The sequence below is a fragment of the Porphyrobacter sp. MBR-155 genome, assembly GCF_040547625.1.
In the GTDB taxonomy this organism is placed as follows: domain Bacteria; phylum Pseudomonadota; class Alphaproteobacteria; order Sphingomonadales; family Sphingomonadaceae; genus Erythrobacter.
Genome location: NZ_JBEPQB010000003.1, coordinates 91,231 through 115,410, shown reverse-complemented (window position 1 = coordinate 115,410; position 24,180 = coordinate 91,231). Strand labels below are relative to the sequence as shown.

Genomic DNA, 24,180 nt, shown 5'->3' with positions numbered 1-24,180 from the left:
GCCGCCCCAATGGCGGCCGGTGGAAAGTGGTTTGGTCGGCTCGGTCAGCTTACAAAATGCACCCTGGCTCGATGTTGCAGCGGGTGGGTGACCAGGCTGACTTCGAACAGGTCAATCTCGATCAGTTCGCGCCCCTGATCGGATTGCCGCGCCGCGCGGGTGCGGAAGCCGAAGCTGAGGCCGCTTACCGCGCCTTGCGCCAGCAGCATCGCCGCGCGGCTATCGGGCCGGTCGATCCGGGCGATCACCCGCAAACCGCGCGCGTCCTCTGACACCTGCTCGATCACGCCGATCGGCTGATCCGGGCGGTGCTGCCAGTATAGCGGCAAGGGCGCATTCTGGCTCGCCAGCGTCTTGGCGAACGCTCCGCGCCGGATCGTGTCGCGCGCTGCATCGGGAATATCGAACAGCGCGGCATAGCCGGCAAAACGCATGGCCCGCGCGCTCATAGCCGGTCCCACACGCCAAGGCGCACCGCGATCCCGATCAGCAGCAACGCCAGTGCGCCGCGGATGATCCATTCCATCAACGCTTTCCACGCGCTGGCCTTGGTATCGCGCCACGCCCGCAGCAGTTCGCGCAGCTGAACCAGATCGCTCTCGGCCCCGGCATCGCCCAGCCCGAGCCGTTCGAGCACCCGGTCGGTGGCGAGCGCGCTCGATTCCTCGACAATAGCGCGTAAAGTCACCAGCGCTGCCCCATCATTGCGGGCCTGCACCATCAGGCTGGCAAGCACATCTGCGCGGCTCATGCGGTATTCTCCTCTGGCTGTTCTTCAGGGCTCAGGCCCAGCATCTGGCGTTTTTCCGCGCGGGTCAGGAAATCGGCGTCGGACACCTGCGACCACAATCGCTCGCGGTCTTCCGACAGCGCCGTGACCCGGTCGAGATCGACCCCGATTTCGGCACCGGGGAACCACGGAGCGAGGCCCTGACGCAGCGCGGAAAACAGTTTCTCCGCCAGCGGCAGCAGCGTCAGCCGCCACAGCGCGCGGTTGGCCTCACGGTAATTGGCATAGGTGTTGTCGCCCGGCAGGCCGAGCAGCATCGGCGGCACCCCGAACGCCAGCGCGATATCGCGCGCCGCCGCGCTTTTCAGCGTCGCGAAGTCCATGTCCGCCGGGGTCAGCGCCATGCTCTGCCATTTCAGCCCGCCGTCGAGCAACATCGGTCGCCCCGCATTGGCTGCGCCCGAAAAGGCGATATCCAGCTCGCGCTTCAACCGTTCGAACTGTTCATGAGCGAGGCTCGCGCCGTCCCCCGGCTCGTAAACCAGCGCGCCCGAAGGCCGCGCCGCGTTTTCCAGCAGCGCGCGGTTCCAGTGGGTTGCGGCATTGTGGATCAGCACCGCCTGCCACGCCGCCTCCAGCGCGCCCGCGCCGCAGTGATCGTCAAGCGGATGCATCGTCCGGATCGCGATGATCCCCGGCCAGCCATCCTCATCCTCCACCGCGATCCGCGCGGTGCGGTTATTCACCGTGTAATCATAGCCGCACGGCCAGCCATCCGGCCCGGTTGCCACCTTCACCCGTTCGGGCCGCAGCGCGAACAACTCCACCGGCGTGCCGCTCGCATCCTTCAGGATCTGCACATAGCCATTGCCGTGCAGCAGCAATTGCGCGGCCAGCGTTTCGATCAGCGATTGCCCGGCGCTGGTAGCGGTGACGAGCGCGGCGAGGCGCGGATCATTGCAGGCGAGCGGGGCCTGCCCCACCGCCTCGGCCACGATCCTGACCGATCGCTGGGCAATCGGGTTGGCCAGAAAGCCTTCGCCAATCGCGCGGGCATAATCATAGCTGCGCGGCCCAGGCCCAGCCGCAAACGCCGGGTGCCACCCCTGCATCATGCCGGGCGCCAAAGGCACACGGGCGCGCTCCCCGCCCTTGAAGGCGGAGAGGAGAGTGTCGAGCAATGCCATCGGATTTCCTTTGTCTTGGTCGCGGCGCGTCAGATTGGCCGCACGCTGGGGCGGGCGCTCCGCCCCAGCATCAATTCGCTCAATCCCCACACCAGCGCATCGGCGCGGTCGGGGCTGCGGCCGGGGCCGGCGTAGGTTCCGCCCGCCAGCAGCCCGCACAATTGGTCTTCGAGCCGTGCGAACATCCCCACGTGGCGCACCCGCCCGGCGGCGTAGAGCGCGGCGATGGGTTCGGCGCGGGCAACCTTGCCGCGGGCAGCGTGCACCAGCCTGATCGGCAGCGCCTGATCGGCGGCGCGCAGCACGCTTTCGACCATCGCCCCGCCCTGATTGGCCTCTGCCACAACGCGGTCAGCACCCCATTCGCGCGCAGCATCGGCGACTTTCTGCGCCCATTCGGCAGGGGCTGCGCCTTGGGCCGAACAATCGGCGAGCACGCGGGCAATGCCGTCTTCGCCCAAGGCGACCACAATGATCCCGCATTCATCGCCCGTGGCCGATGCAGGCGGATCAACCGCCACCACCACCCGCACAGCTGCGGGAACGGCGCCGGTTTCGCGCACCTGTTCGATCAGCGCGCGGGTCCACAATGCGCCTTCGATATCCTCGATCAATTCGCCTTCGATTTCCTGTCTGGCAAGCTGGGTGCCCCCAAATTCGCTGGCAATCGCATCCAGAAACCGCTGCGGCAGATTGGCGGCATTATCGCTGGTCGCCCCGCGGCTGATGGCGACATCCCCGGCGCTGCCAATCTGCGCGATCAGCCGCTGCACCAGCGGCACCGCGCGCGGGGTGGTTGTAACCGCGATGCGCGGATCATTCCCCAGCCTGAGGCCGAGCAGCAGATTGTCCCAGCAGCGCGTGGCGCGTTCATGCGCCAGCGGCCACTTGCCGATTTCATCGCACCAGGCGTGGCTGTGCTGCGGCCCGCGCAGGCTTTCCGGCTCGGCGGCGGAAAACAACTGCGCCTGCGCACCATTGGCAAAGCGGATGCGGCGGCGCGATGGTTCAAACCGGGGCCGAGCGGTGGGCGGATAGATCGACAGCAGGCCGCTTTCGCCCTCAACCATCACCGCGCGCGCCTCTGCCAGCGAGGAGGACACCAGCGCGATCCGTGCATCGGGGTTTCTATCGGCGATCATGCGCACCCATTCGGCACCAGCGCGGGTCTTGCCGAACCCGCGCCCGGCCATGGTCATCCAGATCCGCCAGTCGCCCGGCGGAGGCAGCTGTTCGGGGCGGGCGGCATAGGGCCAGATGAAAGCAAGGTCGTTTTTCTCCCTTTGGCTGAGCTGGCTGACCAGCTTTCGCCTTACTTCGGGCGGTGCGGTGACGATCCATTCGAACGGTGCGGACATCAGGCCTGCGTGTCGCCGGGTTTGGCCTTGACCATGCGCCGCCGGATTTCCTCGATCTTGCTGTCGATCGACGCGCGCACTTCTTCGGCGCTGACATCGCGTTCGCGGCTTTGCCCGTTGGCGGCGCTATCACGGTGCGCGGCGAGCAGGCGGATGGCGTTGGCGAAATCGAATTTCTCGCCATCGCCGGTTTTGAAATCGCCTTCGCGCAGGCGGCGCAGGACTTCCATTTCAAGGTGGCTATACCCTTCGGCCAGCGCCACCTGCCATTGCCGTGCAAAATCGGGATCGGCGCGGCGCAGGCGATAGGCGCGGCTGACATCGATGCCAGCGTGTTCGGCGGAACGGGTGACGTTGGAACTGATTGCAAGGTAATCAATAAAGCGGGTGCGCCAGCGGCGATCGGTGGTGTGATGGGTGGCGGTATCATCGGCGCTGGTTCGCGCAGGGCCGCGTTTTGCCATGGGCAGATCTCCCTTTGCGAACGGCAAAAAGGCGGCACTTCCACCCGGAAGGCCGCCCGCTGGCGAATCGCTATTTCTCGACTATGCCCCTATCTAACCAGAGAGCGTCACGATGTCAAGATAAATAACCAAATGGGTTAAATAATCCCGATCGCCTTGCCCGCGCGTTCGAACATGCCGAGGATGGTCGTGACCTGCTCGGCCGAATGTTCGGCGCATAGCGAACAGCGCAGCAGGGTCATGCCCGCAGGGGTTGCAGGCGGGCGGGCGAGGTTGACGTAGAGGCCCTCTTTCAACAGCGCCTCCCACATCATCGCGCCCTTTTCCAGATCGGGCATGATCACCGCGATGATCGCGCTTTGCGCCGTGGCTGTGCCGAGCGTGAAGCCGAGATCGCGCAAACCCTGGTGCAGCGTGCGACTGTTCTCCCACAGATGCGCGCGCTTGTTCCCGCCATGCATCAGCTTGCGGATCGACGTGGCCGAACTCGCCATCACGCTCGGCGGCAGCGCCGCGGTGAAGACATAGGGGCGGCACACCAACCGCAGCACTTCAAACTTCGGGTGGTTCGATACGCAGAACCCCCCGACCGTGCCGACCGATTTGGAAAAGGTGCCGATGATGAAATCGACATCGTCGATCACGCCCTGTTCTTCGGCCACGCCGCGGCCGTGCTGGCCGATAAAGCCCATCGAATGGGCCTCATCCACCAGCACCATCGCGCCGTTTTCCTTGGCGATGCGGACCATTTCCTTCAGCGGAGCGACATCGCCCATCATCGAATAGACGCCTTCGAGCACGACCAGCTTGCCCGCGCCTTCGGGCACGCGCTTCAGGCGTTTTTCCATCGCCTCAATATCGTTGTGTTTGAATGGCACGACCTCGGCGTTGCCCATCGCGCAGCCATCCCAGATCGATGCGTGGCTGTCGATATCGAGGATGATGTAATCGCCCTTGCCCGCCAGCGTCGAGATAATGCCAAGGTTCGCCTGATACCCGGTCGAAAACACCATGGCGTGATCCATGGCGTAGAATTCGCGCAGCGCCGTTTCCACATCGCGGTGATCGCGGAAGGTGCCGTTGAGCACACGGCTGCCGGTGGTGCCCGCGCCGAAATCCTCCATCGCCGCCTTGCCTGCCGCGATGACATCATCGTCGAAGGTCATGCCCATGTAGTTATAGGTGCCGAGCAGGATCGTATCGCGCCCGTTGCAGATCGCGCGGGTGGGGGACAGCACCTGTTCCATCACCAGATTGAACGGGTCTTCCACCCCGGCAGCAAGCAGCGCTTCACGGGTCTGGATGATGGGATCGAACTTCGCCAGCAGATCAACCGTGGCGGGGGCGGTGAGCGTTTCGGTCATGGACGCGGCCTCTATCAGCTATCCTGCAACTTGTGCACTGCCGCGACAAGCTGGCCCCAGTTTTCGATTTCAGCCTGCTGGTTCATCGAGATGATCACATCAAATTCGTCTTCGATTTCAGCGACGAAATCCATCACGGTCAGGCTGTCAAATTCAAGATCGCCGGCAAAGGTGGTCGCGTCTTCGATGGCGATGCCTTTCTTGTTGAACGGTTCGATCAGGGTGCGAATGCGCTCATTGACTTCAGCGGAGTTCATGGCGGGGTGGTGCTTTCGGCGGTTGGTGTGATGGCGGCGCTTGCCGGATTGATACGCTTGCAAAGCGGCGGATGATGCAGATTGTCAAGGTTTCGGCGCTTTTACAGACGCGATTTGCGCGTGCATGGGCAACACGAAACCGCGCGTCAGGCAGGCAGCAACCCGCGCACCGCATTCATGAACGGGCTGATCGACACCGGCTTTGACAGATAGCCCGCCGCGCCCGCCGCGCGGATACGTTCTTCATCGCCCTTGGCCGCAAAGGCGGTCACTGCCAGCACCGGGATCGAACACAGCGCCGAATCGCGCTTGGCAGCTTCGATCAGGTCAACCCCCGATACCCCGCCCAGTTGAATGTCCATGATGATCAGATCGGGCGAGGTCGCGCGCGCGGTTTCCAGCACCTTGTTGCCATCATCCACAGGCTCTACGTCGAACCCGTTGGCGCGCAGCACATCGCAGAACAATTTCCGGTTAAGGTCATTATCCTCGACAACCATGATCCGCTTTGTCACTGCTCGCCCCGCATTCGTCTGGCTTACGACTAACCTTGCATAAAGGACAGGACAATCCCGCTTCGCCCCGAACCCGATCCGCTCAACCCGCAGGCGCTGGCGCTGGCCGCGCTCGGCTGGGTGCTTGAGGGCGAGGATCGCGCCGCGCGCTACCTTGATCTGACCGGGCTTGATCCCGATACTCTGCGCGCCGGGCTGGGAGATCCTGCCATCCTTGCCTCGGCCATCGAATTCCTTACCAATCACGAACCCGATCTGATTCGCGCGGCAGAGGCACTGGCCGTCACGCCCGAAGAACTGGTCGCCGCCAAGGACGCTTTACTGACATGACCCGCCCCCTGATCATCAGCGATTGTGACGAAGTGCTGTTGCACATGGTCGCCCCGTTCAAGGATTGGCTGGAGGCAAGCCAGGGGGTGGCCTTCCAGCTGGAAGGGCATAATTTTGCCGAGGCGCTGCGCTGGCAGGATAGCGGCGCGTTGCTCGAACCGGCGGACATCTGGCGGATGCTGCGCGCGTTCTTCGATAATGAGATGGACAGCCAGCAGCCGATTGCAGGCGCGGTCGAAGGGATCAACACGCTGGCCGAGCGTGCCGATGTGGTGATCCTGACCAATCTGGTGGATGGCCACCGCGATGCCCGCGCCGCGCAGCTTGCCGCTGTCGGCATCAACGCCCGCGTGTTCACCAATCAGGGGCCGAAAGGCCCGGCGCTCAAGGCGATTATCGATGAATATGCGCCCACCCGCGCGCTGTTCATCGATGATCTGGCGCAACACCATGCCTCGGTCGCGGAAATCACCCCGCAGGTCACGCGGCTGCACCTGTGCGGCGAACCGATGATCGCCCACGCGATTGATTGCGCACATAAAGCAGGCCATGCAGAAGCCCGGATAGATCGCTGGGATGAAGCCTTGCCGTGGCTGCTGGAACGTTTGGAGGATTGAAAATGAGCTATACCGCAAAACTGGCCGAACTCGGCATTACCCTGCCCAAGGCCGCAGCGCCGGTCGCCAGCTATGTGCCGGTGGTGGTGCATGGCGACTTTGCCCATGTTTCCGGCCAGCTGCCATTTGTCGATGGCGCGCTGATCACCGGGCGGTTGGGCGAGGATGTCAGCGTGGCCGAGGGTCAGGCCGCCGCGCGCGCCTGCGCACTGATGATCATTGCGCAATTGGGCGCGGCTGGCTTGCTCGACCGCGTGGAGCGGATCGTGAAGCTCGGCGCCTTCATCAATTGCACCGCCGATTTCACCGATCAGCCCGAAGTCGCCAATGGCGCGTCCGATCTGATGGAACAGGTGTTCGGCGCTGCGGGCAAGCACGCCCGCGCCGCTGTCGGCGTGCCCGCGCTGCCGCGCGGCGCGGCGGTTGAGGTGGATGCGGTGATCGCGCTGAAGGCATGAGCAAACGGCGCGCTCCGGACTGGCTGACGCAGTGGGAATATGCCCATCGCGGGTTGCATGGGCCGGACGTGCCGGAAAACTCGCTGGCCGGAGCCGAAGCGGCGATCGCGGCAGGCATGGGCATCGAGTGCGACGTTCAGCGCAGTGCCGACGATCACCCGATGGTGTTTCACGATTGGGAACTTGAGCGGCTGACGGGAAGATCGGAGGCCACCGAAGCCCTCGATGCCGATAATCTCGAAACACTGAGGCTGCTTGGCACCGATCAGCATCCCGTACGGCTGGCGAAGTTTCTCGATGTGGTTGCTGGCCGCGTGCCGTTGCTGATCGAAATCAAGTCAAAGCGCGGCTACGATGTTGATTGGACGTGCGTTTATGTCGCGCGGTTGCTTGAGGACTATTCCGGGCCTCATGCCGTTATGAGCTTCGATCCGCGCGTCGCCCGGTGGTTCAGACGGCACGCACCGCGAGTCTGTGCCGGACTGGTGATGCGTGAGGACGAGCGCGGCGACACGCAGACGTCATGGCGACGCAAGCTGGCGCTGTGGATCGCAAAGCCTGATTTTCTCGCTTACCATGTCGCGGCTTTGCCCAGTCCGTGGGTTGCAGGCTTGCGAGCCCGGGGGCTGCCGGTGCTCACTTGGACGGTCAATTCGCCCGAAACCCGTGCGCGCGCAATGGCCCATGCCGATGCGCTGATTGCGGAAGGGGCAGGGCTGGCGTGAGCGCGCCTGAACTGACCGTCCGCCTTGCACCTTCGGTCAGCAGTTTTGACCGCGATCAGTGGAACGCGCTGGGCGGCGATCACAACCCTTTCACATCCCACGAATTTCTAACCGCGATGGAGGATTCCGGTTCGGTCGGCCCCGGCACCGGGTGGGAGCCTGCGCCGATCGCGATCACCGATGATGCTGGGCGCTTGCTTGCCGCCATGCCGTCATACGCCAAGGGGCATAGCCAGGGCGAATATGTGTTCGACCATGCCTGGGCGGACGCATGGCACCGCGCGGGTGGGCGTTATTACCCCAAGCTGCAAATCGCTGCGCCGTTTACGCCTGCCACCGGCCCTCGTCTGTTGCTGAGCGATCCGGCACTTGCCCCGCATCTGCTCAAGGCGGCGGAAATGGTGTGCGCGCAGAACGCGATGTCATCGGCCCACGCGACCTTCATCGCGCCCGATCAATTGCCGCTGTTCGAGGCTGGCGGGTGGATGCCGCGATCAGACATCCAGTTCCACTGGTTCAATCGTGGCTATGCCAGCTTTGACGCGTTTCTAGGCGCGCTGTCATCGCGCAAGCGTAAGGATTTGCGCAAGGAACGCGCGGCCGCCTGCGAAGGGCTGAGCATCCGGCACCTGACCGGCGCGGAAATCACCGAATCGCATTGGGATGCGTTCTGGGTGTTTTATCAGGACACCGGGCAACGCAAATGGGGCCAACCCTATCTCACCCGCGAAGCCTTCAGCCTGCTGGGGGAGCGGATGGGGGACAGGATTGTGCTGCTCCTCGCCTATGACGGTGCGCAGCCGATTGCGGGCGCGCTCAATTTTGTCGGGGGCGATGCGCTTTACGGGCGTTATTGGGGCTGCACCCGCGACGTGCGCTTCCTGCATTTTGAACTGTGCTATTATCAGGCGATCGACATCGCGATTGCGCGCGGGCTTGGCCGGGTTGAGGCGGGCGCGCAGGGCGGGCACAAGCTGGCGCGCGGGTATGAACCGGTGCAGACGTGGTCCGCGCATTGGATCGCCGATCCCGGCTTTCGCGCGGCGGTTGCCGATTTCCTCGAACGCGAACGCGCAGGCGTGGCGAGTGATCGGATGTATCTTGGTGAGCGCACCCCGTTCAGGAAGGGCGACTAACGCGGCTTACGCGGCGCGCTGATTGCCTTCGGCCAGCCACTGGCGGGCACGGCGCTGGGCTTCGGCGATTTCGCGGGCGGTCATTTCCTCGGAAATGTCGGCGCGGCAATAGGCGGCTTCTTCATGGCCGCGCGCTGCGGCAAGGTTGAACCATTTGTGGGCTTCGATCAGATCACACGGTGCGCCGTTGCTGCCGGTCGAGAACGCGACGCCCAAATCAAAGCAGGCCCCCGCTTGACCCGTCGCTGCCGCCGCCAGCCAGCGGCCAAGTGCCGCCTCGCCCCGTGTATCGTGTGGAAGTGTTTCACGTGAAACATTCGTGTCTTTGGTGCTGATCGCAATGATATTCATGATGTCGTCCCCGGTTCACCAGACCGCTTCCAAACGGCCTTCCCGGCATCAGAACTCGGCTAACATGGTCAATAATTGGTTAACGCCAATGGCACTTTCTGCACCGCTGACATTTGCCCCCACAACATTCCCAAACCCGCTTGTGCGTATAGGGGGCCTTGCCTATAGGGCGCGCATTGCTTCAGACGGCTGGGACCAAGTGAGCCAATGAAAATATTCAGGCGGCAGGACACGAAGGTCAGCCCAGCAAATCACGGGATGAGAGGGCTTGATGCCAACTGCCGCGCCTGACGAAATCGACATCCTCGAAAAGGCCAAGCGCCTGATCGCTCCGGACTATGTGCCGAGCGAGGACGAGGAATACATGAATGAGCGCCAGCAGGCCTATTTTCGCATGCTGCTGATCGAGTGGAAACGCTCGATCCATTCGGCTGCTGGCCAGACGCTGCAATCGTTGCAGGATGGCCCGATCCGCGAAGCCGATCTGACCGACCGCGCTTCCAGTGAAACCGATTGGGGCATCGAACTGCGCACCCGCGACCGCCAACGCAAACTGGTGTCCAAGATCGACTCCGCGTTGCGCCGGATCGATTCGGGCGAATATGGCTATTGCGAAGTCACCGGGGACCCAATCGGTCTGCGCCGCCTGATCGCGCGGCCGGTCGCAACCATGACGGTTGAAGCGCAGGAAGCCCACGAACGGCGCGAAAAAATCTCCCGCGACGATTGATCGTAAACTGTGGCTCGCGGCCTGTGCCGTGATGGGACGCCCGCTGCATCGCAGGCACCTGCGGCAATCATTTTAACCTTTTGGTAACTGCAATTGGCGCAGTTTCAATGGCGTTTTGTGGTCGGCCATCTAAAATGATGGACTGGCCCATGCGGTGATTTTTGCAGTTTAGGAGGCGACCCAGATATGACGGGTGTGGAAACACGCAGTGTTACGCGCGACAGTCTGTTCTTGCTGGCCGATATCCGCATCGAACAGAGCACCGAAACGCATCGGGTGCGAGTGCGTAACCTGTCCGACGGCGGGATGATGGGCGAAGGCAATCTGCGCGTCCAGCGCGGCCACCGCCTAACTGTCGAATTGCGCAATATCGGCGCGATCAAGGGCTCGGTCGCCTGGGTGCAAGACGACCGGTTCGGCGTCGCCTTTGATGATGAAATTGACTCGCAGAAGGCCCGGCGTCCGCTTGAGGCGAATGACGGGCCGACCGCCAGTTTGGTCGTATCCTCAAGAGCTCACCGCGCGCCTGCACCGCCGCAGCCGTCGATGCTGCGCAAGATTTGAACAAACGCGCCTGCCTGGGCAACCACCAAGCTGACCGATGCGTTGCAACCTGCTAGTCAGCGGTTGATGCGATTCTGGCCAACCCTGCTTGCCGCTCTGGCGCTGTCGTCCTGTGGCCCCTCGAACGGGAATGGTTCGGTCGAGGTGGCGATAATTGGCGCGCCTGAAAGCCTGTTTCAGCAGGGCGTGCGCCTGCCGTCAGCCGCTCAGCATTTGCGCGCGACAACCCACGAAGGGCTGGTTGCGCTCGATCCTGCTGGGCAGGTCGTGCCAGCTATGGCGGAACGCTGGATCGTCACCGATGACGGCATGAGTTACATCTTCCGCTTGCGGGACAGCACCTGGCCCGATGGTGAGGAGATCACGGCGACCGAGGTGCGGCGATTGCTGCGCGATGCGCTGGCGCGGTTGAAGGGAACGTCGCTCGGCCTCGATTTGGCCAAGGTGCGCGACATTCGCGCCATGACCGGGAGGGTGATCGAAGTGCGCCTGACCGCGCCGATGCCCGATTTTCTGCGATTGCTTGCTCAACCCGAACTCGGTTTTGCCAAAAGCGGAAACGGATCCGGGCCGATGGCGATGTCACGAGACGAGGCTGGAATGATCGCCCGCCTTACAGCCTTGCCGCCTGAAACGCGCGGCATGCCAGCCCGGGAAGATTGGCAAGAGGTCGCGCGCCCGGTCAGTGTTCGGGCCTTGCCGGCGCGCGATGCTGTGGCGGCATTTTCTCGGGGCGAGGTTGATCTGGTGCTGAATGGCAGCCTTGCCGATTTCCCGCTGGCCGAAACCGGGCCATTGTCGCGCGGGACGATACAGGTTGACCCGGCAATAGGTCTGCTCGGCTTGGCGGTGCGGCGCGAACAAGGCCTGCTGGCCGACCCCGCCCGGCGCGAGGCGCTGTCGATGGCGCTTGATCGCGGTGCGTTGATCCAGCCGTTCGGGCTGGGTGGGTGGAAGGCGACCAGCCGGATTGTGCCGCCCGAAAGTTTCATTGCGCCGCCTTTTGCTGGGGATCGGTGGGCTGGCACATCGCTTGATGAACGCCGGGCGACTGCGGCGGCGCGGGTGCGGGCGTGGACTGCGCAATCGCAAGCGAGTGCGGCGGTGCGCGTCGCTTTGCCACGCGGGCCGGGCAGCGATTTGTTGATGCGCCAACTGGCCGAAGCCTGGGCGCTGATCGGCGTTACAGCGGTGCGGGCCGCGCCGGGCGAGGAAGCCGATCTTGAACTGCGCGATACGATTGCCCGCTACACCGGGCCGCGCTGGTATCTCAACCAGTTCCATTGCAGTCTCAAAGCCAGCCTGTGCTCGGCCGAGGCTGATGCGCTGGTGCGCCAGTCGTTGACCGAACGCGATGCCGCCACACGTGAGCGGTTACTGGTCGAGGCTCATGCTGCGTTGACGGCCCGCGAAGTGTTCATTCCGCTTGGGGCACCGGTGCGCTGGTCGATGGTGCGTGGGTCAGTCAGGAACTACATCGCCAACCCGTGGGGCCTGCACCCCTTGTTCCCGCTGTCGCAGCCCACCACATAATCGGGATGGACACGCCCGTGAAACCCCGCCCAGAATCGCCGCACGTCATCACCATGCAACTGCCGACCGGCACCGATGCCGCATCGGTCCGCGCCCGCGTGACCATTATGGAAAAGCTGCTGGAACGCAGTTTCGTTATTCCGGGTGTGAATTTTCCGGTCGGGCTTGATGCACTGATCGGGTTGGTTCCGGTGCTGGGTGATATCGTGACGACAGCGATGGGAGCCTATATCGTCTGGGAAGCGCGCAATCTGGGCATGTCCCGATGGAAGCTGGCACGGATGGGGCTGAACGTGTTGTTCGATGCTGCGATTGGCGTGATTCCTTTGGTAGGCGATGCCGCTGATCTGCTGTTCCGTTCGAACACCAGAAACCTGAAAATCATCCTCAAACACATTGACAAGCACCATCCCGAAGCCCGCGTGATTGAGGGGTAGTTCCCCTGCCAGCCGCTGCGCGCTATAGGCTGTGGGCATGACCGACAAAGTTACTTACGCGAGCTATCTCGATCTCGACCGCGTTCTCGGGGCGCAACATCCATCCTCTGATGCGCATGACGAACTGCTGTTCATTATTGTGCACCAGGCCAGCGAGCTATGGCTCAAACTGTGCCTGCACGAACTGACCGCCGCGCGCGAATGTGTTGAAGCGGACAACCTGCGCCCTGCCTTCAAGATGCTCGCCCGGGTAGCGCGCGCGCAGACGCAGCTGATCCAGAGCTGGGACGTGCTCAGCACCATGACCCCGCATGATTATTCGCGCATCCGCCCCTATCTGGGCGGATCGAGCGGGTTTCAATCGGCCCAGTACCGGATGATGGAATTCATGCTTGGCGGGCGCGATGAAAAGCACGTGCAACTGCACGAAGGCAACGCCGATTGGGCTGCGCGGCTGGAGGCTGAACGGGGGCGGGCGAGCCTGTACGATGCGGCGATCCGCCTGCTGTCACGGCGTGGCTTCACGATCGCGGCGGAGGCGACCGGGCGCGACCCCACCGTGCCTTATCAACACAATGCCAGTGTCGAGGCGGCCTGGGCGGCGATCTACCGTGATCCGCAGGAGCACTGGGACCTTTACGAGCTGGCCGAAAAGCTGGTTGATCTGGAATACCATTTTCAGCGCTGGCGGTTCGGCCATCTCAAGACCGTTGAGCGGATCATCGGCTTCAAACGCGGGACCGGCGGGACGGCGGGTGTGCCCTATCTCGAAGGGGTCTTGAAACAGGCCTTCTTCCCTGAACTTTTAAGCGTCAGAACGGCGATATGAGCCGCCGGTTGTGGGACATTTCGCAGCCGCTGCGCCCCGGCTTGCCGGTTTGGCCGGGCGATACGGCGTTTGCGCAGGCAGGCACGTGGCAGATGGCGCAAGGCTCTCCGGTCAATGTCTCCGCGATCACGATGTCGACCCATTCGGGCGCGCACGCCGATGCGCCGCTGCATTATGCCGCCGATGCGCCTGATATCGCGAGCGTCGATCTTGCACCTTATCTCGGTGAGTGTGTGGTGGTGGACGTGCGCGGTGCAGGGCCGCTGATCCTGCCCGAACACCTGCCTGATCTGACGGGGGTGGAGCGGGTGCTGTTTCGCACCTTCGATGCCTTCCCCCACGATGCATGGGTGGACGAAACGGCCGCCCTTGCCCCGCAAACCGTCGATGCTCTGGCGGCAGCTGGCGTGCGGCTGGTGGGGCTGGATGGCCCTTCCATCGACCCGCAGACATCCAAAACGATGGACGCACATCTGGCGGTGCTGCGCCACGATATCCGCGTGCTTGAAGGGCTGGTGCTCGATGCTGTGCCGCCGGGGCGTTACGAGTTGATCGCGCTGCCGCTGGCGATAATTGGCGGCGATGCATCCCCGGTGCGCGCCGTTTTGCGGGAGCTGATATGACCATGGAAGACCGTGCACGGGAATTCGACGCCGCCGATCCGTTGGCGGGGTATCGGGATCGGTTCACACTGCCCGAAGGGGTGATTTACCTCGATGGCAATTCACTCGGCGCACTGCCCAAGGCTACGCCTGCGGCCATCGCCCGCGTGGTGGAGCAGGAATGGGGTGAGGGGTTGATCCGGTCGTGGAATAGCGCTGATTGGTTCGCCATGGCGGGCCGCATCGGTGGCAAGATTGCACCGTTGATCGGGGCCAATCCGCATGAAGTAATCGCCTGCGATTCAACCAGCGTGAACCTGTTCAAACTGATCGCGGCGGCGCTCACCATGCGTCCGGCGTGCAAGGTGATCCTGTCTGAACCCGGCAATTTCCCGACCGATCTCTACATGATCGCGGGGTTGGAGCGGCAGGGGCTGGCAACCCGGCGGCTGGCCGAGCGCGACCAGCTGGCCGAGGCACTCGATGGTGACGTTGCGCTGCTGCTGCTCACCCATGTGCATTACAAGACCGGCGCGATGCACGACATGGCGGCGCTGACCCGCGCGGCCCATGCGGCAGGCGCACTGGTGCTGTGGGATTTATCGCACTCAGCCGGGGCGGTGCCGGTCGATCTGAATGCGGTGGGCGCGGATTTTGCGGTGGGCTGCGGATACAAATATCTGTGCGGCGGGCCGGGTGCACCCGCCTTTGCCTTCGCAGCCGAACGTCACCATGCAAGCCTTGCCCAGCCGCTGACGGGCTGGTTCGGTCACGCTGCGCCGTTCGCCTTCGATGATGACTACGCCTCCGCGCCCGGTATCGAACAGTTGCAATGCGGCACCGCGCCGATCCTCGGCCTGACCGCGCTCGAAGTGGGCGTCGATCTGATTGCCGAAATCGGAGTGGGGCGGCTGTATGAAAAATCGCGCGCGCTGTCGGAGTTTTTCGGTGAATGCCTGAGCGCACACGGCGTAGAACTTGATTGTGTCAGCCCGACCGATAGCGGCGCGCGCGGCAGCCAGCTTTCATTTCGCACCCCCCATGCCTATGCGATCTGTCAGGCATTGATCGCGCGCGGCGTGATCGGAGACTTCCGCGATCCCGACGTGTTGCGGCTCGGCTTTGCGCCGGCCTACCTGCGCTTTGCCGACATGGCCGAAGCAGCGCGGCACCTTGCAGAAGTGCTGGAGGGCGCAGAGTGGCAGCGTGAGGAATTCAGCCAGCGTGCAAAGGTGACATAACTGTTTGGCGGCGGGTAATGCGCGCGGTTGGAGCCCGATTACAGAACTACTGAACGCCCCGCCTCACGCCCGGCGGCTAAGACATCGCGCAACAAGGATATCGCCCGGCGTGCGGCCGAGGAAGGCCAGTTGCAACAGCGTCCCCTCCAAAATGCGCCACGCCCCGCGCTCGGCCCGCGACTTGTCGATCCCGAAGGCGGCGAACGCGAGGAAGTTCATCGCGATGATCGCGGTGACGATGTTTTCAGGGCGCAAAGCGGTGTCGAGTGCGGGAGCAAGCCAATCCATAGCGCGGGCATAGCGCCCAAGGGCTTGATAAAAGGTTGCTTTGAGGGTGCGCGGCGGAGCGCCCCCCGTCATCCCGGCGCAGGCCGGGACCCAGAGCGGCTGGGTGCGATCCACGCCCAAGAAAGCTGGGCCCCGGCCTGCGCCGGGGAGACGAGGAGGGGAGAGTCAGACCCCCACACACGTATCCCTCATCGTCTTCCCGGGCTTGACCCGGGATCCCGCTTCTTTATTCAACGTAGCATAAGCCAGCGGGACCCCGGATCAAGTCCGGGGAGACGTGTGGGGGATACGTGTGATCGCGCTTCAAATGCGCCACGCCTTGCGAGGCGGCTAGCGGAGGTAGGTGACGTGCGCGATGCCGAAGCCAGCGGGGACGAGGTAGCGGCTTTTGTCTGACATGGGCAAGATCGGAGGAGCGCGTAGGACAAGATGCGAGCGTAGCTAAGTTGCCATCAAAAAACCAAGGTGATGCGGTTCAAAACCTTATATCCTCAATTTCCGTTATTCCCTCCACACCTAACTCTTCAAGAAGCTCATTAACAATCTTATCCGCGCCCCTAGCGTTTCGGCCAGCAGCATCATATAAATCTTTCATTAGCGAATAATAATTGTCATGAGGAGTGCGCGCCGGCCTAGCTTTGCCAAAGAATGTGTCGCTAAATGACTCTATTTTATCGCCATCTCGGTTATAAATTATAATCCATACATCTTCTTCACGCTCTCCCTCTTCGACAAACACATCAAGTCGCCGATCTCCAATCGATGTGAAAAAAACATCCGATCCAGCCTGTACGGCCCAAGCCAAGGCTCCAGAAGTCGTATTTGAATACAGCGCTTCGACTAGCGCTCGTAATTTATTCATCGCCTCGTTCATAGTTAGTCTCTCTGGATCTGAACCTTAACCTTCACAAGCGCGATATGTATTTCACGAAATGAATCGTTTATTTTTGCTAAATCTGTAGCATCGCGCCTGTGACCATTCTCAGCTTTGTTTGCCAAATTCGATGCACGCTTTATTGCTGTAGATAATTGTTGTGACGTTTTATCGTTAGCTTGAGCGAAATTCTCCCTTATATTTATAAGGGATTTCATTAAATTATCAGCCTCCCGCCGCCACTTTATTTCGTCTTCGCTTTTCAACTCTTCTTTCATTGCCTCCAAGGATCGCTCAGCTATCGCCACCTCACCAAAGATGTCGAAACTGGCAATCCTGAATTTCAAGGCCTGAATAGCTTCTTCGGCAGCTTCTGACGAGCTTTTTACCTTTTTAATCTGTTCAATTGCAAACCAAATGCCCCAAAGTGCCACACCCAGCCCTAATACGCTCGCAACCGAGCTGAATGCGAGCCATTCGGGCGAGGTGAGAAACTTGAGCACTCGCAACAATCACTCCGCAGCCTCAGCCCCAAACAACCCGGCCTCGGCCTCTTCAACCCCGTCCTCGTTCACCGCTTTCGCCTTCTGGCGCTTATCAAACGACGACCACACGGTGTTCCAATCGCCCCTTGTGGCGCCCTTGGAATACTCTGTCGCGCGGGTTTCGAAGAAGTTGGCGTGTTCCACCCCGTTCAGCAGCGGCGATAGCCACGGCAGCGGGTGGTCTTCGATCATGTAGATTTCCTGCAGGCCCAGCTGTTTCAGCCGCCAATCGGCGATGTAACGGATGTAGCGCTTGATCTCCTTGGCGCTCATCCCGTTGACCGGGCCCATTTCAAACGCGAGGTCGATGAAGTTGTCTTCCAGCCGCACGGTCTTCTGGCAGATGTCGATCAGGTCTTCCTTGACCGATTTGGTCAGGCACTGGCGTTCTTCGCAGAAGGTGTGGAACAGTTTGATGATGCCTTCGCAGTGCAGGCTTTCATCGCGCACTGACCAGCTGACGATCTGGCCCATGCCCTTCATCTTGTTGAAGCGCGGGAAGTTCATCAGCATCGCAAAGGATGCGAACAGTTGCAGCCCTTCGGTAAACCCGCCGAACGCGGCAAGCGTGCGGGCGATATCCTCATCCGTATCGACCCCGAACTGATTGAGGAAATCGTGCTTGTCCTTCATTTCCTCATATTCGAGGAAGGCGCTGTATTCGCTTTCGGGCATCCCGATGGTGTCGAGCAGGTGCGAGTACGCCGCGATGTGCACGGTTTCCATGTTGGAAAACGCCGCCAGCATCATCTTGATCTCGGTCGGCTTGAACACCCGGCCGTAATTTTCGTGATAGCAGTTCTGCACCTCGACATCGGCCTGGGTGAAGAAGCGGAAAATCTGGGTGAGCAGGTTACGCTCGTTCTCGGTGATCTTCTGCGCCCAATCGCGGCAATCCTCGCCCAGCGGCACTTCTTCGGGCATCCAGTGGATCTGTTGCTGGCGCTTCCAGAAATCATAGGCCCAGGGGTACTGGAACGGTTTGTAGGTGGAGCGGGCTTCAAGCAGCGACATGGCGGAACCTCCGGCTAGGGAATCAGTATATCAGATAATGGGCCGCGCGAGGCGGCGGATTCGGGCGCGCCTATTGGCAGCTTAAGCATTCTTCGTAATCGGTCGGGCCGTCGGCGGCGGCGAGTTCGATGCGGGCGAGTTCGGTGGTGTTATCCGCCTCCACCCCGCCGACGAACCCGGCGCGCTGCACCGACTTGGAGCGGAGGTAATAGAGCGATTTGATCCCGCGCTCCCACGCCTGGAAATGCAGCATCATCAGATCCCACTTGTCGACATCGGCCGGGATGAACAGGTTCAGCGACTGCGCCTGATCGATATAGGGCGTGCGATCCGCCGCGAATTCGAGCAGCCAGCGCTGGTCGATTTCAAAGCTGGTCTTGTAGACCGCCTTTTCCTCGGGCGTGAGGAAATCGAGGTGCTGAACGCTGCCACCGCGTTCGAGGATCGAGTTCCAGACATTGGTCGAGTTTTTCGACTTCTTCTCGAGCAATTTCTCGAGATAGGGGTTCTTGACGATAAAGCTGCCCGACAGCGTCTTGTGGGTGTAGATGTTGGCCGGGATCGGCTCGATACAGGCCGACGTGCCGCCGCAGATGATGCTGATCGACGCGGTCGGCGCGATTGCCATCTTGCAGGAAAACCGCTCCATCGCGCCCATGTCTGCGGCATCGGGGCACGGCCCGCGTTCCTGCGCGAGCAGCATTGATGCCTCGCACGCCTTGGCGTGGATGTGCTTGAACATCTTCAGGTTGATCGCCTTGGCCATCGCGCTTTCGAACGCCATGCCCTTGGCCTGCAGGAAGGAGTGGAAGCCCATCACACCGAGGCCCACCGAACGTTCGCGCGCGGCGGAATATTTGGCGCGGGCCATTTCGTCGGGCGCGCGGTCGATATAATCCTGCAGCACGTTGTCGAGGAAGCGCATCACGTCTTCGATGAACAGCTTGTCGCCGTTCCATTCGTCCCAGGTTTCCAGGTTCAATGACGACAGGCAGCACACCGCCGTGCGGTCATTGCCCAGGTGATCGACCCCGGTCGGCAGGGTGATTTCGCTGCACAGGTTCGAGGTTGAAACTTTCAGCCCCAGATCGCGGTGATGCTTGGGCATCATGCGGTTCACCGTGTCGGAGAACACGATGTAAGGTTCCCCCGTGGCCAGTCGAGTTTCGACCAGTTTCTGGAACAGCGAGCGCGCATCGACGGTGGCGCGCACTTCGCCGGTCTTGGGCGATTTGAGGTCAAATTCGGCCCCGTCACGCACCGCTTCCATGAATTCATCGGTCAGCAGCACGCCGTGGTGCAGGTTCAGCGCCTTGCGGTTGAAGTCGCCGCTGGGTTTACGGATTTCGAGGAATTCTTCGATTTCCGGGTGGCTGACGTCAAGATAGCACGCCGCCGAACCGCGCCGCAGCGAACCTTGCGAAATCGCCAGCGTCAGGCTGTCCATGACGCGCACAAACGGGATGATCCCGCTGGTCTTGCCGTTCAGGCCAACCGGTTCGCCAATCCCGCGGACATTGCCCCAATAAGTGCCGATCCCGCCGCCCTTGCTGGCGAGCCAGACGTTTTCGTTCCAGGTGTTGACGATCCCTTCAAGGCTGTCGGACACCGAATTGAGGTAACACGAAATCGGCAAGCCGCGGTGGGTGCCGCCGTTTGACAGCACCGGAGTGGCGGGCATGAACCACAATTTCGAGATGTAATCATACAGCCGCTGGGCGTGGGCCTGATCATCGGCATAGGCATCGGCCACGCGGGCGAACAGATCCTGATAATTCTCTCCGGGCAGCAGATATCGATCGGTCAGCGTGTCCTTGCCGAAATCGGTCAGCCGGGCATCGCGGCTGTCGTCGGTGACGACGGTAAAGCGGCGGGCGTTGACCTTCTTGCTGTCGGTAGCACCCTTCCCCGCTTCGGCCCCGGCTTGCGCGAGCGCGCCGGCCAGCGCTTCGCCAGCCTTGGCGGCGATGAGTTCTTCCGATCCGGCATCCGCCTTGTTCATGGTCACAGCCTTTTCATCCCCTGCGGACATCTCGGCCCCCGCTTGTGCCTCGGCAGGCGTGCCTGCATCCAATTCGTTCACCACATCACCCGGCACGTTATCGCTCACCTTGAAATCCATCTGCTGCCCCACTTTGCCCCCGAATCGGAACGACCCGCAAGTGGCCATGTTCCAATTCTGTTCTATACCGGTTGATCCACAGACTTGCCAACAGGAGGGCTCCGAAAGACGCCTGTTGCTGCACCTGCTGATCGGTTCGCGGCGCGTATCGGTTCCTCGGGCCGGGGCGAATCCTCTCTCCGGTGCTCTGATCCGAGCGGCGGGTGATTCACCAAGGCTTGGGGGTTCGATTTGCGCCGAACCACTAGATGATGAATCAGTGCGCGACTCACGTCAACGACAGATTAACCTCTAAATTACCATATCGACCATTTGTCGGGGTGGTTCAGACCCGCGACGCGTGGAGCAAGCTTGAGTCGCGAACCGCGCAAGCCCCAAATCGAATCTGTGAAGAAAAATATGGTGATTGAATCTTTCGAATCCAGCTATGAATCTTTTGCGCGCGCGGTTGAATGATTGTTGCGCTTCAGGCGGGCAAGGGCAGTGCACCACGTATTGCGCCTGCATAGGGGCGACAAGCCCGGCAAGGAGATCGACTGGCGATTATGCGGCGAGGTCTTCAATGTTCAGGACGAGCAAACCAGTCCCGGCGCGCGAGCATCAAAACTCTCTGAACCGATGTGGAACTCGTTCTTCGCACTGCATACCGGCCCGTGGCAAAAGCAGGCCACAGCAAGAGGCCTGACACACGAGCGATAAAAGCGCCAAGCTGTCACAGCCGACACAAAATCGCCGTGCAAAACTGGGGGCATCCACACACGCCCGACCCCAAATCGACCGTCCGCCACTGTGACTCGAAAGACTCACTTCAAAACGTTAACGCCTTAAACCTCTTATTAACCTTTTTTGGTGACAAGTGTCGTGGTTAACAGGCGGCAACCTCTCCTAAGCAGGGGTTACCAAAGGCAAACAGGGGACCAGCGATGCGTGTGCTGCTGATCGAAGACGAACCGACTACCGCCAAGGCGATTGAGCTGATGCTCACCACCGAGGGTTTCAATGTCTATTCGACCGACCTCGGCGAAGAGGGCCTCGATCTGGGCAAGCTGTATGATTACGACATCATCCTGCTCGACCTGAACCTGCCCGACATGCACGGGTATGACGTGCTGAAGAAGCTCCGCGTCGCCAAGGTGCAGACCCCGGTGCTGATCCTGTCAGGCATTTCCGAAATGGATTCGAAGATCCGCAGCTTCGGTTTCGGCGCGGATGATTATGTGACCAAACCGTTCCACCGCGAAGAGCTGGTCGCCCGCATCTATGCCGTGGTGCGCCGGTCGAAAGGCCATTCGCAAAGCGTTATCCGCACAGGCAAGCTGGCCGTGAACCTCGATGCCAAGACGGTCGAAGTCGATGGCGCGCGCGTTCACCTCACCGGCAAGGAATATGCGATGCTGGAACTGCTCTCGCTTCGCAAGGGCACCACTTTGACCAAGGAAATGTTCCTCAATCACCTTTACGGCGGGATGGACGAACCCGAACTCAAGATCATCGACGTGTTCATCTGCAAGCTGCGCAAGAAGCTGAGCCTTGCTTGCGGCGGTGAAAACTACATCGAAACGGTATGGGGCCGCGGTTACGTGCTGCGCGATGATGAACAGGTGGTCGAAGCCGCGTAGTTTATTTTGCGAGGGCGTTTCCAGGCGCTCGGGTCCTTGCGGGCCGAAACAGCGCTTTTTCAATTTACAGGACGCCCGGGACTTGTGCTCCGGGCGTCCTGCATTTCAGCCCACTCTATTGAAGGTGGTGGTGACAATGTCCGGTATTCCGGCGGCTGCCCAGACGATCGTTTCGGTCATGGTCCGGCCATCTTTTGCGATCGTATAGACCCGTGTTGAGACGCGCATACCGTCCTTGGCCAGCGTCATCACCAGCGTATCGGGATCGGGACGGCGCAGCGATACGCTATCAACAAAGCCCATCGTGCCTGAAACCGGCACGGCCACGCCGTCAAGGGTGGCGGCAGACTGGGCATCCATCCGCGATCCGTCCGCCGCGACGATCTCGACTATGGTGTTCCAGCGCCCCTCCGGCCCCTCACTGAACGCGATGGTGACTGCGCGAGGACGCTCTTCGGCAGGGATGCTCTCAATATCAAGCGACCAGCGCCCGACCAGCGGCGATTGCCCGATGGGGGACACAGCGGCAGAGCGCGGGGTTGCGCCATGTTCCGAAGGGTTCGTGGCCGTTACCAGCAGCCCGGCTGCGACGAGAGGCAGAGCAATCAACATCATAATCGTTCCTTTCGACCAAAAGCCGCGACTGTGCGGCGGCCTTTCACGGCTCTCGGTGAAGGAAGCGGCCTCCGGCAGATCAATATTCTTGTCCCAGATTTTCTGGGCGTCGAGCAGGCGGGCAAGTTCCCGGCTGCTTCCGACACCGGTCTTGCGCCGTGCCTCGCGCAGGCGTTCGTTGATCGACGCTTCTGACCGATCCAGTCCGGCTGCAATCGACTTCACTGTATGCCCGGCCGCCAGCAGGCGCAGGACCTCAAGCTCTTTTTCGTTGAGCGCGGCGGGCTGAATGGCACGTGTTCCTATCGTCGGGGGCAGGGCTGACATGGCCCGTGCTCACCACAGGGCAATCGGAGCGTCCAGCACGATTTTTTTGGGGAATGGCCGCCAGCGCGCTGCCTTCCGGTTGACCCTCGTCGGGTCGGGTGCCAATTGCCCCGTCCATGACAGCGTTCAAGGAAGGCGATCCGACCACAATCGCACGGCTTTATGGCCGCAGCGTCGGCAAGAAATTGCGGACCCGGCAGCAGGGGCTGGTTGATAACCTGCTGCCGCAAATCGCCGTGCCTGCCGAAGGGCCGGTGACGAGCGAAATCCTGTTCGGCGACCAGCGCCCGCTGCATTTCGAGATCGGCTTTGGCGGGGGAGAGCATCTTGCTTACCGCGCCGACTTGCTACCCGATCACGGTTTCATCGGGGCCGAACCCTTCGTCAACGGCGTGGCGCAGGCGCTGACCCATATTGCCGATCAGCAGCTCCCGAACATCCGCCTGCATCTGGGCGATGCGCTCGATGTGCTGGCGCGGGTGCCCGATGGGGCGCTGAGCATGGTCTATCTACTCCACCCCGATCCCTGGCCCAAGGCCCGCCATGCCAAGCGGCGGATGATGAATGACGGGCCGGTAAAGCTGATCGCGCAGAAGATGAAACCGGGCGGCGAATTCCGGTTCGGCACCGATCACGACATCTATCTGCGCCACGCCCTGATGGTGATGCAGCGCCACACCGATCTGTTCGAATGGGTGGTGGAAAAGCCATCCGACTGGCAGGTGCGCCCGTCAGGCTGGCCCGAAACGCGGTATGAGCAAAAGGCTCGCACCGTGTACGGGCACGAGGTCTGGTATTTTCGCTGGAGGCGGATTTAGGGGCACCGCCGCCCTGAAGGCTTTGCGATGATCCCTACCGACGCGCGGGTGCGGATCGCACTCGATTACACGGATATGAGGAGGGCGTCCTTGTTGGCCTACCGCTTCGCTGCTTGAGGCCGGTCGCCAATGCGGTCGCTGTGCGACCGATTTCGCATCGTCAAGAATGCGAAGCTTGCTCAAACCCCCCTTGGCACCGCCACTTTCCGGCAGGTCATCGGCACCATGCGGCCCACTGTCCATGTTGCTTCGTCGCCCTTGCTCCAGAATTGGTGCGTCGCGCTCATGTATTTTGCGCCTGATGCGGATTTGTCGGCGGGGAGCGTGACGGGCTTGTCATTGTTCATCTGCACCATCACGCGGTCGCCCGAAAGACTATCAACCTTGAGCCGGATGCCGTCACCGCAATCATAATAGCTGCTCACCCCCGGCCCACCGACCGGCGCGCAGCCTGCGAGCGCAATGGTGCCTGCGAAGACTATAATCATTCCGGTTTTCATGCTGAACCCTCCCTGATTCCCGAAAGTCAG

30 protein-coding genes are annotated in these 24,180 nt (G+C 61.7%); 14 read left to right on the top strand and 16 right to left on the bottom strand.

The genetic code is table 11. The features are described 5' to 3' along the window. Window positions 1-44: 44 nt before the first annotated feature. The 8 genes from ABIE62_RS04035 to ABIE62_RS04000 all read right to left on the bottom strand — a co-directional run bounded on the left by ABIE62_RS04035 (window position 45) and on the right by ABIE62_RS04000 (window position 5,875). Complete coding sequence (locus tag ABIE62_RS04035; protein ID WP_354323775.1) at window positions 45-449, bottom strand: HK97 family phage prohead protease; 405 nt, start codon at window positions 447-449, stop codon at window positions 45-47. Then, complete coding sequence (locus ABIE62_RS04030) at window positions 446-751, bottom strand: DUF6127 family protein (protein WP_354323773.1); 306 nt, start codon at window positions 749-751, stop codon at window positions 446-448. Before ABIE62_RS04030 ends, ABIE62_RS04035 begins: the two co-directional genes overlap by 4 nt. Continuing rightward, window positions 748-1,917, bottom strand: coding sequence for a phage portal protein (locus ABIE62_RS04025; RefSeq protein ID WP_354323770.1), 1,170 nt, complete (start codon window positions 1,915-1,917; stop codon window positions 748-750). Before ABIE62_RS04025 ends, ABIE62_RS04030 begins: the two co-directional genes overlap by 4 nt. A gap of 29 nt (window positions 1,918-1,946) precedes the next feature. Further along, window positions 1,947-3,275: a DNA-packaging protein gene (locus ABIE62_RS04020; RefSeq protein ID WP_354323768.1), complete on the bottom strand. Its 1,329-nt coding sequence runs from the start codon at window positions 3,273-3,275 to the stop codon at window positions 1,947-1,949. Next, entirely contained in the window at window positions 3,275-3,739 is a 465-nt protein-coding gene (locus ABIE62_RS04015; protein ID WP_354323767.1) for a hypothetical protein, read from the bottom strand. Before ABIE62_RS04015 ends, ABIE62_RS04020 begins: the two co-directional genes overlap by 1 nt. Window positions 3,740-3,876: 137 nt before the next feature. After that, window positions 3,877-5,103: a serine palmitoyltransferase gene (gene spt, locus ABIE62_RS04010; protein WP_354323765.1), complete on the bottom strand. Its 1,227-nt coding sequence runs from the start codon at window positions 5,101-5,103 to the stop codon at window positions 3,877-3,879. 14 nt (window positions 5,104-5,117) lie between these two features. Beyond that, window positions 5,118-5,360, bottom strand: a complete 243-nt coding sequence (locus ABIE62_RS04005; RefSeq protein WP_354323764.1) for an acyl carrier protein — start codon at window positions 5,358-5,360, stop codon at window positions 5,118-5,120. 146 nt (window positions 5,361-5,506) lie between these two features. Next, window positions 5,507-5,875, bottom strand: coding sequence for a response regulator (locus ABIE62_RS04000; RefSeq protein WP_354323762.1), 369 nt, complete (start codon window positions 5,873-5,875; stop codon window positions 5,507-5,509). Window positions 5,876-5,914: 39 nt separating this feature from the next. On the opposite strand from ABIE62_RS04000, the gene ABIE62_RS03995 reads away from it, so the two are divergent. The 5 genes from ABIE62_RS03995 to ABIE62_RS03975 are packed head-to-tail and all read left to right on the top strand — an operon-like array spanning window position 5,915 to window position 9,141. Then, entirely contained in the window at window positions 5,915-6,205 is a 291-nt protein-coding gene (locus ABIE62_RS03995) for a DUF3572 domain-containing protein (protein WP_354324091.1), read from the top strand. Further along, entirely contained in the window at window positions 6,202-6,822 is a 621-nt protein-coding gene (locus ABIE62_RS03990) for an HAD family hydrolase (RefSeq protein ID WP_354323760.1), read from the top strand. The genes ABIE62_RS03995 and ABIE62_RS03990 overlap by 4 nt, the downstream gene beginning before the upstream one ends. 2 nt (window positions 6,823-6,824) lie before the next feature. Continuing rightward, entirely contained in the window at window positions 6,825-7,280 is a 456-nt protein-coding gene (locus ABIE62_RS03985) for a RidA family protein (protein WP_354323759.1), read from the top strand. Then, entirely contained in the window at window positions 7,277-8,005 is a 729-nt protein-coding gene (locus ABIE62_RS03980) for a glycerophosphodiester phosphodiesterase family protein (RefSeq protein ID WP_354323758.1), read from the top strand. The genes ABIE62_RS03985 and ABIE62_RS03980 overlap by 4 nt, the downstream gene beginning before the upstream one ends. Then, window positions 8,002-9,141 carry a GNAT family N-acetyltransferase gene (locus ABIE62_RS03975; RefSeq protein WP_354323756.1) on the top strand — a complete coding sequence of 380 codons (1,140 nt, stop codon included), beginning with the start codon at window positions 8,002-8,004 and terminating at the stop codon, window positions 9,139-9,141. The genes ABIE62_RS03980 and ABIE62_RS03975 overlap by 4 nt, the downstream gene beginning before the upstream one ends. Window positions 9,142-9,147: 6 nt before the next feature. Here the strand turns inward: ABIE62_RS03975 and ABIE62_RS03970 are convergent, their stop codons facing one another. Next, window positions 9,148-9,492 carry an SEL1-like repeat protein gene (locus ABIE62_RS03970; RefSeq protein ID WP_354323754.1) on the bottom strand — a complete coding sequence of 115 codons (345 nt, stop codon included), beginning with the start codon at window positions 9,490-9,492 and terminating at the stop codon, window positions 9,148-9,150. Window positions 9,493-9,763: 271 nt separating this feature from the next. On the opposite strand from ABIE62_RS03970, the gene dksA reads away from it, so the two are divergent. The 7 genes from dksA to kynU all read left to right on the top strand — a co-directional run bounded on the left by dksA (window position 9,764) and on the right by kynU (window position 15,428). Next, entirely contained in the window at window positions 9,764-10,222 is a 459-nt protein-coding gene (dksA, locus tag ABIE62_RS03965; protein WP_354323752.1) for an RNA polymerase-binding protein DksA, read from the top strand. 186 nt (window positions 10,223-10,408) lie between these two features. Beyond that, window positions 10,409-10,786: a PilZ domain-containing protein gene (locus ABIE62_RS03960; protein WP_354323750.1), complete on the top strand. Its 378-nt coding sequence runs from the start codon at window positions 10,409-10,411 to the stop codon at window positions 10,784-10,786. Window positions 10,787-10,852: 66 nt separating this feature from the next. Continuing rightward, the gene (locus ABIE62_RS03955) at window positions 10,853-12,319 is read left to right on the top strand and encodes an ABC transporter substrate-binding protein (protein ID WP_354323748.1); all 1,467 of its coding nucleotides are present in this window, start codon (window positions 10,853-10,855) and stop codon (window positions 12,317-12,319) included. A 5-nt stretch (window positions 12,320-12,324) separates the two neighbouring features. Then, window positions 12,325-12,756, top strand: a complete 432-nt coding sequence (locus tag ABIE62_RS03950) for a DUF4112 domain-containing protein (RefSeq protein WP_354323746.1) — start codon at window positions 12,325-12,327, stop codon at window positions 12,754-12,756. A 37-nt stretch (window positions 12,757-12,793) separates the two neighbouring features. Then, window positions 12,794-13,585: a tryptophan 2,3-dioxygenase gene (locus ABIE62_RS03945; protein ID WP_354323745.1), complete on the top strand. Its 792-nt coding sequence runs from the start codon at window positions 12,794-12,796 to the stop codon at window positions 13,583-13,585. Then, the gene (gene kynB, locus ABIE62_RS03940) at window positions 13,582-14,208 is read left to right on the top strand and encodes an arylformamidase (protein WP_354323743.1); all 627 of its coding nucleotides are present in this window, start codon (window positions 13,582-13,584) and stop codon (window positions 14,206-14,208) included. Before ABIE62_RS03945 ends, kynB begins: the two co-directional genes overlap by 4 nt. 2 nt (window positions 14,209-14,210) lie before the next feature. Further along, window positions 14,211-15,428, top strand: a complete 1,218-nt coding sequence (gene kynU / locus ABIE62_RS03935; RefSeq protein WP_354324089.1) for a kynureninase — start codon at window positions 14,211-14,213, stop codon at window positions 15,426-15,428. A 63-nt stretch (window positions 15,429-15,491) separates the two neighbouring features. On the opposite strand, the gene ABIE62_RS03930 is transcribed toward kynU, so the two are convergent. The 5 genes from ABIE62_RS03930 to ABIE62_RS03910 form a co-directional block, all read right to left on the bottom strand. Beyond that, the gene (locus tag ABIE62_RS03930) at window positions 15,492-15,716 is read right to left on the bottom strand and encodes a DUF1294 domain-containing protein (RefSeq protein WP_354323741.1); all 225 of its coding nucleotides are present in this window, start codon (window positions 15,714-15,716) and stop codon (window positions 15,492-15,494) included. A gap of 475 nt (window positions 15,717-16,191) precedes the next feature. Continuing rightward, a complete protein-coding gene (locus ABIE62_RS03925; RefSeq protein WP_354323739.1) occupies window positions 16,192-16,590 on the bottom strand; it encodes a hypothetical protein in 399 nt (132 codons plus the stop codon). 2 nt (window positions 16,591-16,592) lie between these two features. Continuing rightward, the gene (locus ABIE62_RS03920) at window positions 16,593-17,093 is read right to left on the bottom strand and encodes a hypothetical protein (RefSeq protein ID WP_354323738.1); all 501 of its coding nucleotides are present in this window, start codon (window positions 17,091-17,093) and stop codon (window positions 16,593-16,595) included. Between the two features lie 9 nt (window positions 17,094-17,102). Then, window positions 17,103-18,149: a ribonucleotide-diphosphate reductase subunit beta gene (locus tag ABIE62_RS03915; protein WP_354323737.1), complete on the bottom strand. Its 1,047-nt coding sequence runs from the start codon at window positions 18,147-18,149 to the stop codon at window positions 17,103-17,105. Between the two features lie 70 nt (window positions 18,150-18,219). Next, window positions 18,220-20,271 (bottom strand): ribonucleoside-diphosphate reductase subunit alpha, encoded by a 2,052-nt coding sequence (locus ABIE62_RS03910; protein WP_354324087.1) that lies wholly within the window; start codon window positions 20,269-20,271, stop codon window positions 18,220-18,222. Between the two features lie 923 nt (window positions 20,272-21,194). Between ABIE62_RS03910 and ctrA the strand changes: the two genes are divergently transcribed. Then, window positions 21,195-21,890, top strand: a complete 696-nt coding sequence (gene ctrA / locus ABIE62_RS03905; protein ID WP_354323736.1) for a response regulator transcription factor CtrA — start codon at window positions 21,195-21,197, stop codon at window positions 21,888-21,890. Window positions 21,891-21,995: 105 nt separating this feature from the next. On the opposite strand, the gene ABIE62_RS03900 is transcribed toward ctrA, so the two are convergent. Further along, window positions 21,996-22,832, bottom strand: a complete 837-nt coding sequence (locus ABIE62_RS03900; protein ID WP_354323734.1) for a helix-turn-helix domain-containing protein — start codon at window positions 22,830-22,832, stop codon at window positions 21,996-21,998. Between the two features lie 116 nt (window positions 22,833-22,948). On the opposite strand from ABIE62_RS03900, the gene trmB reads away from it, so the two are divergent. Beyond that, complete coding sequence (gene trmB / locus ABIE62_RS03895) at window positions 22,949-23,650, top strand: tRNA (guanosine(46)-N7)-methyltransferase TrmB (RefSeq protein WP_354323732.1); 702 nt, start codon at window positions 22,949-22,951, stop codon at window positions 23,648-23,650. A 179-nt stretch (window positions 23,651-23,829) separates the two neighbouring features. Here trmB and ABIE62_RS03890 read toward each other — a convergent pair whose 3' ends face one another. Then, on the bottom strand, window positions 23,830-24,150 hold the full coding sequence (locus ABIE62_RS03890; RefSeq protein WP_354323730.1) for an MliC family protein: 321 nt from the start codon (window positions 24,148-24,150) through the stop codon (window positions 23,830-23,832). Window positions 24,151-24,180 lie beyond the last annotated feature (30 nt).

Bases quoted from the DNA above. Each gene is read 5' to 3' on its own strand.
- ABIE62_RS03945 (WP_354323745.1), top strand. From the start codon at position 12,794: ATGACCGACAAAGTTACTTACGCGAGCTATCTCGATCTCGACCGCGTT.
- ABIE62_RS03950 (WP_354323746.1), top strand. From the start codon at position 12,325: ATGGACACGCCCGTGAAACCCCGCCCAGAATCGCCGCACGTCATCACC.
- ABIE62_RS04020 (WP_354323768.1), bottom strand. From the start codon at position 3,275: ATGTCCGCACCGTTCGAATGGATCGTCACCGCACCGCCCGAAGTAAGG.
- ABIE62_RS03980 (WP_354323758.1), top strand. From the start codon at position 7,277: ATGAGCAAACGGCGCGCTCCGGACTGGCTGACGCAGTGGGAATATGCC.
- ABIE62_RS04025 (WP_354323770.1), bottom strand. From the start codon at position 1,917: ATGGCATTGCTCGACACTCTCCTCTCCGCCTTCAAGGGCGGGGAGCGC.
- trmB (WP_354323732.1), top strand. From the start codon at position 22,949: ATGACAGCGTTCAAGGAAGGCGATCCGACCACAATCGCACGGCTTTAT.
- ABIE62_RS03970 (WP_354323754.1), bottom strand. From the start codon at position 9,492: ATGAATATCATTGCGATCAGCACCAAAGACACGAATGTTTCACGTGAA.
- spt (WP_354323765.1), bottom strand. From the start codon at position 5,103: ATGACCGAAACGCTCACCGCCCCCGCCACGGTTGATCTGCTGGCGAAG.
- ABIE62_RS03900 (WP_354323734.1), bottom strand. From the start codon at position 22,832: ATGTCAGCCCTGCCCCCGACGATAGGAACACGTGCCATTCAGCCCGCC.
- ABIE62_RS03960 (WP_354323750.1), top strand. From the start codon at position 10,409: ATGACGGGTGTGGAAACACGCAGTGTTACGCGCGACAGTCTGTTCTTG.
- ABIE62_RS03930 (WP_354323741.1), bottom strand. From the start codon at position 15,716: ATGGATTGGCTTGCTCCCGCACTCGACACCGCTTTGCGCCCTGAAAAC.
- ABIE62_RS03990 (WP_354323760.1), top strand. From the start codon at position 6,202: ATGACCCGCCCCCTGATCATCAGCGATTGTGACGAAGTGCTGTTGCAC.
- ABIE62_RS03955 (WP_354323748.1), top strand. From the start codon at position 10,853: ATGCGATTCTGGCCAACCCTGCTTGCCGCTCTGGCGCTGTCGTCCTGT.
- ABIE62_RS03910 (WP_354324087.1), bottom strand. From the start codon at position 20,271: ATGGATTTCAAGGTGAGCGATAACGTGCCGGGTGATGTGGTGAACGAA.
- ABIE62_RS04030 (WP_354323773.1), bottom strand. From the start codon at position 751: ATGAGCCGCGCAGATGTGCTTGCCAGCCTGATGGTGCAGGCCCGCAAT.
- kynB (WP_354323743.1), top strand. From the start codon at position 13,582: ATGAGCCGCCGGTTGTGGGACATTTCGCAGCCGCTGCGCCCCGGCTTG.
- ABIE62_RS03985 (WP_354323759.1), top strand. From the start codon at position 6,825: ATGAGCTATACCGCAAAACTGGCCGAACTCGGCATTACCCTGCCCAAG.
- ABIE62_RS04035 (WP_354323775.1), bottom strand. From the start codon at position 449: ATGAGCGCGCGGGCCATGCGTTTTGCCGGCTATGCCGCGCTGTTCGAT.
- ABIE62_RS03925 (WP_354323739.1), bottom strand. From the start codon at position 16,590: ATGAACGAGGCGATGAATAAATTACGAGCGCTAGTCGAAGCGCTGTAT.
- ABIE62_RS03915 (WP_354323737.1), bottom strand. From the start codon at position 18,149: ATGTCGCTGCTTGAAGCCCGCTCCACCTACAAACCGTTCCAGTACCCC.
- ABIE62_RS04015 (WP_354323767.1), bottom strand. From the start codon at position 3,739: ATGGCAAAACGCGGCCCTGCGCGAACCAGCGCCGATGATACCGCCACC.
- dksA (WP_354323752.1), top strand. From the start codon at position 9,764: ATGCCAACTGCCGCGCCTGACGAAATCGACATCCTCGAAAAGGCCAAG.
- ctrA (WP_354323736.1), top strand. From the start codon at position 21,195: ATGCGTGTGCTGCTGATCGAAGACGAACCGACTACCGCCAAGGCGATT.
- ABIE62_RS04005 (WP_354323764.1), bottom strand. From the start codon at position 5,360: ATGAACTCCGCTGAAGTCAATGAGCGCATTCGCACCCTGATCGAACCG.
- ABIE62_RS03890 (WP_354323730.1), bottom strand. From the start codon at position 24,150: ATGAAAACCGGAATGATTATAGTCTTCGCAGGCACCATTGCGCTCGCA.
- kynU (WP_354324089.1), top strand. From the start codon at position 14,211: ATGGAAGACCGTGCACGGGAATTCGACGCCGCCGATCCGTTGGCGGGG.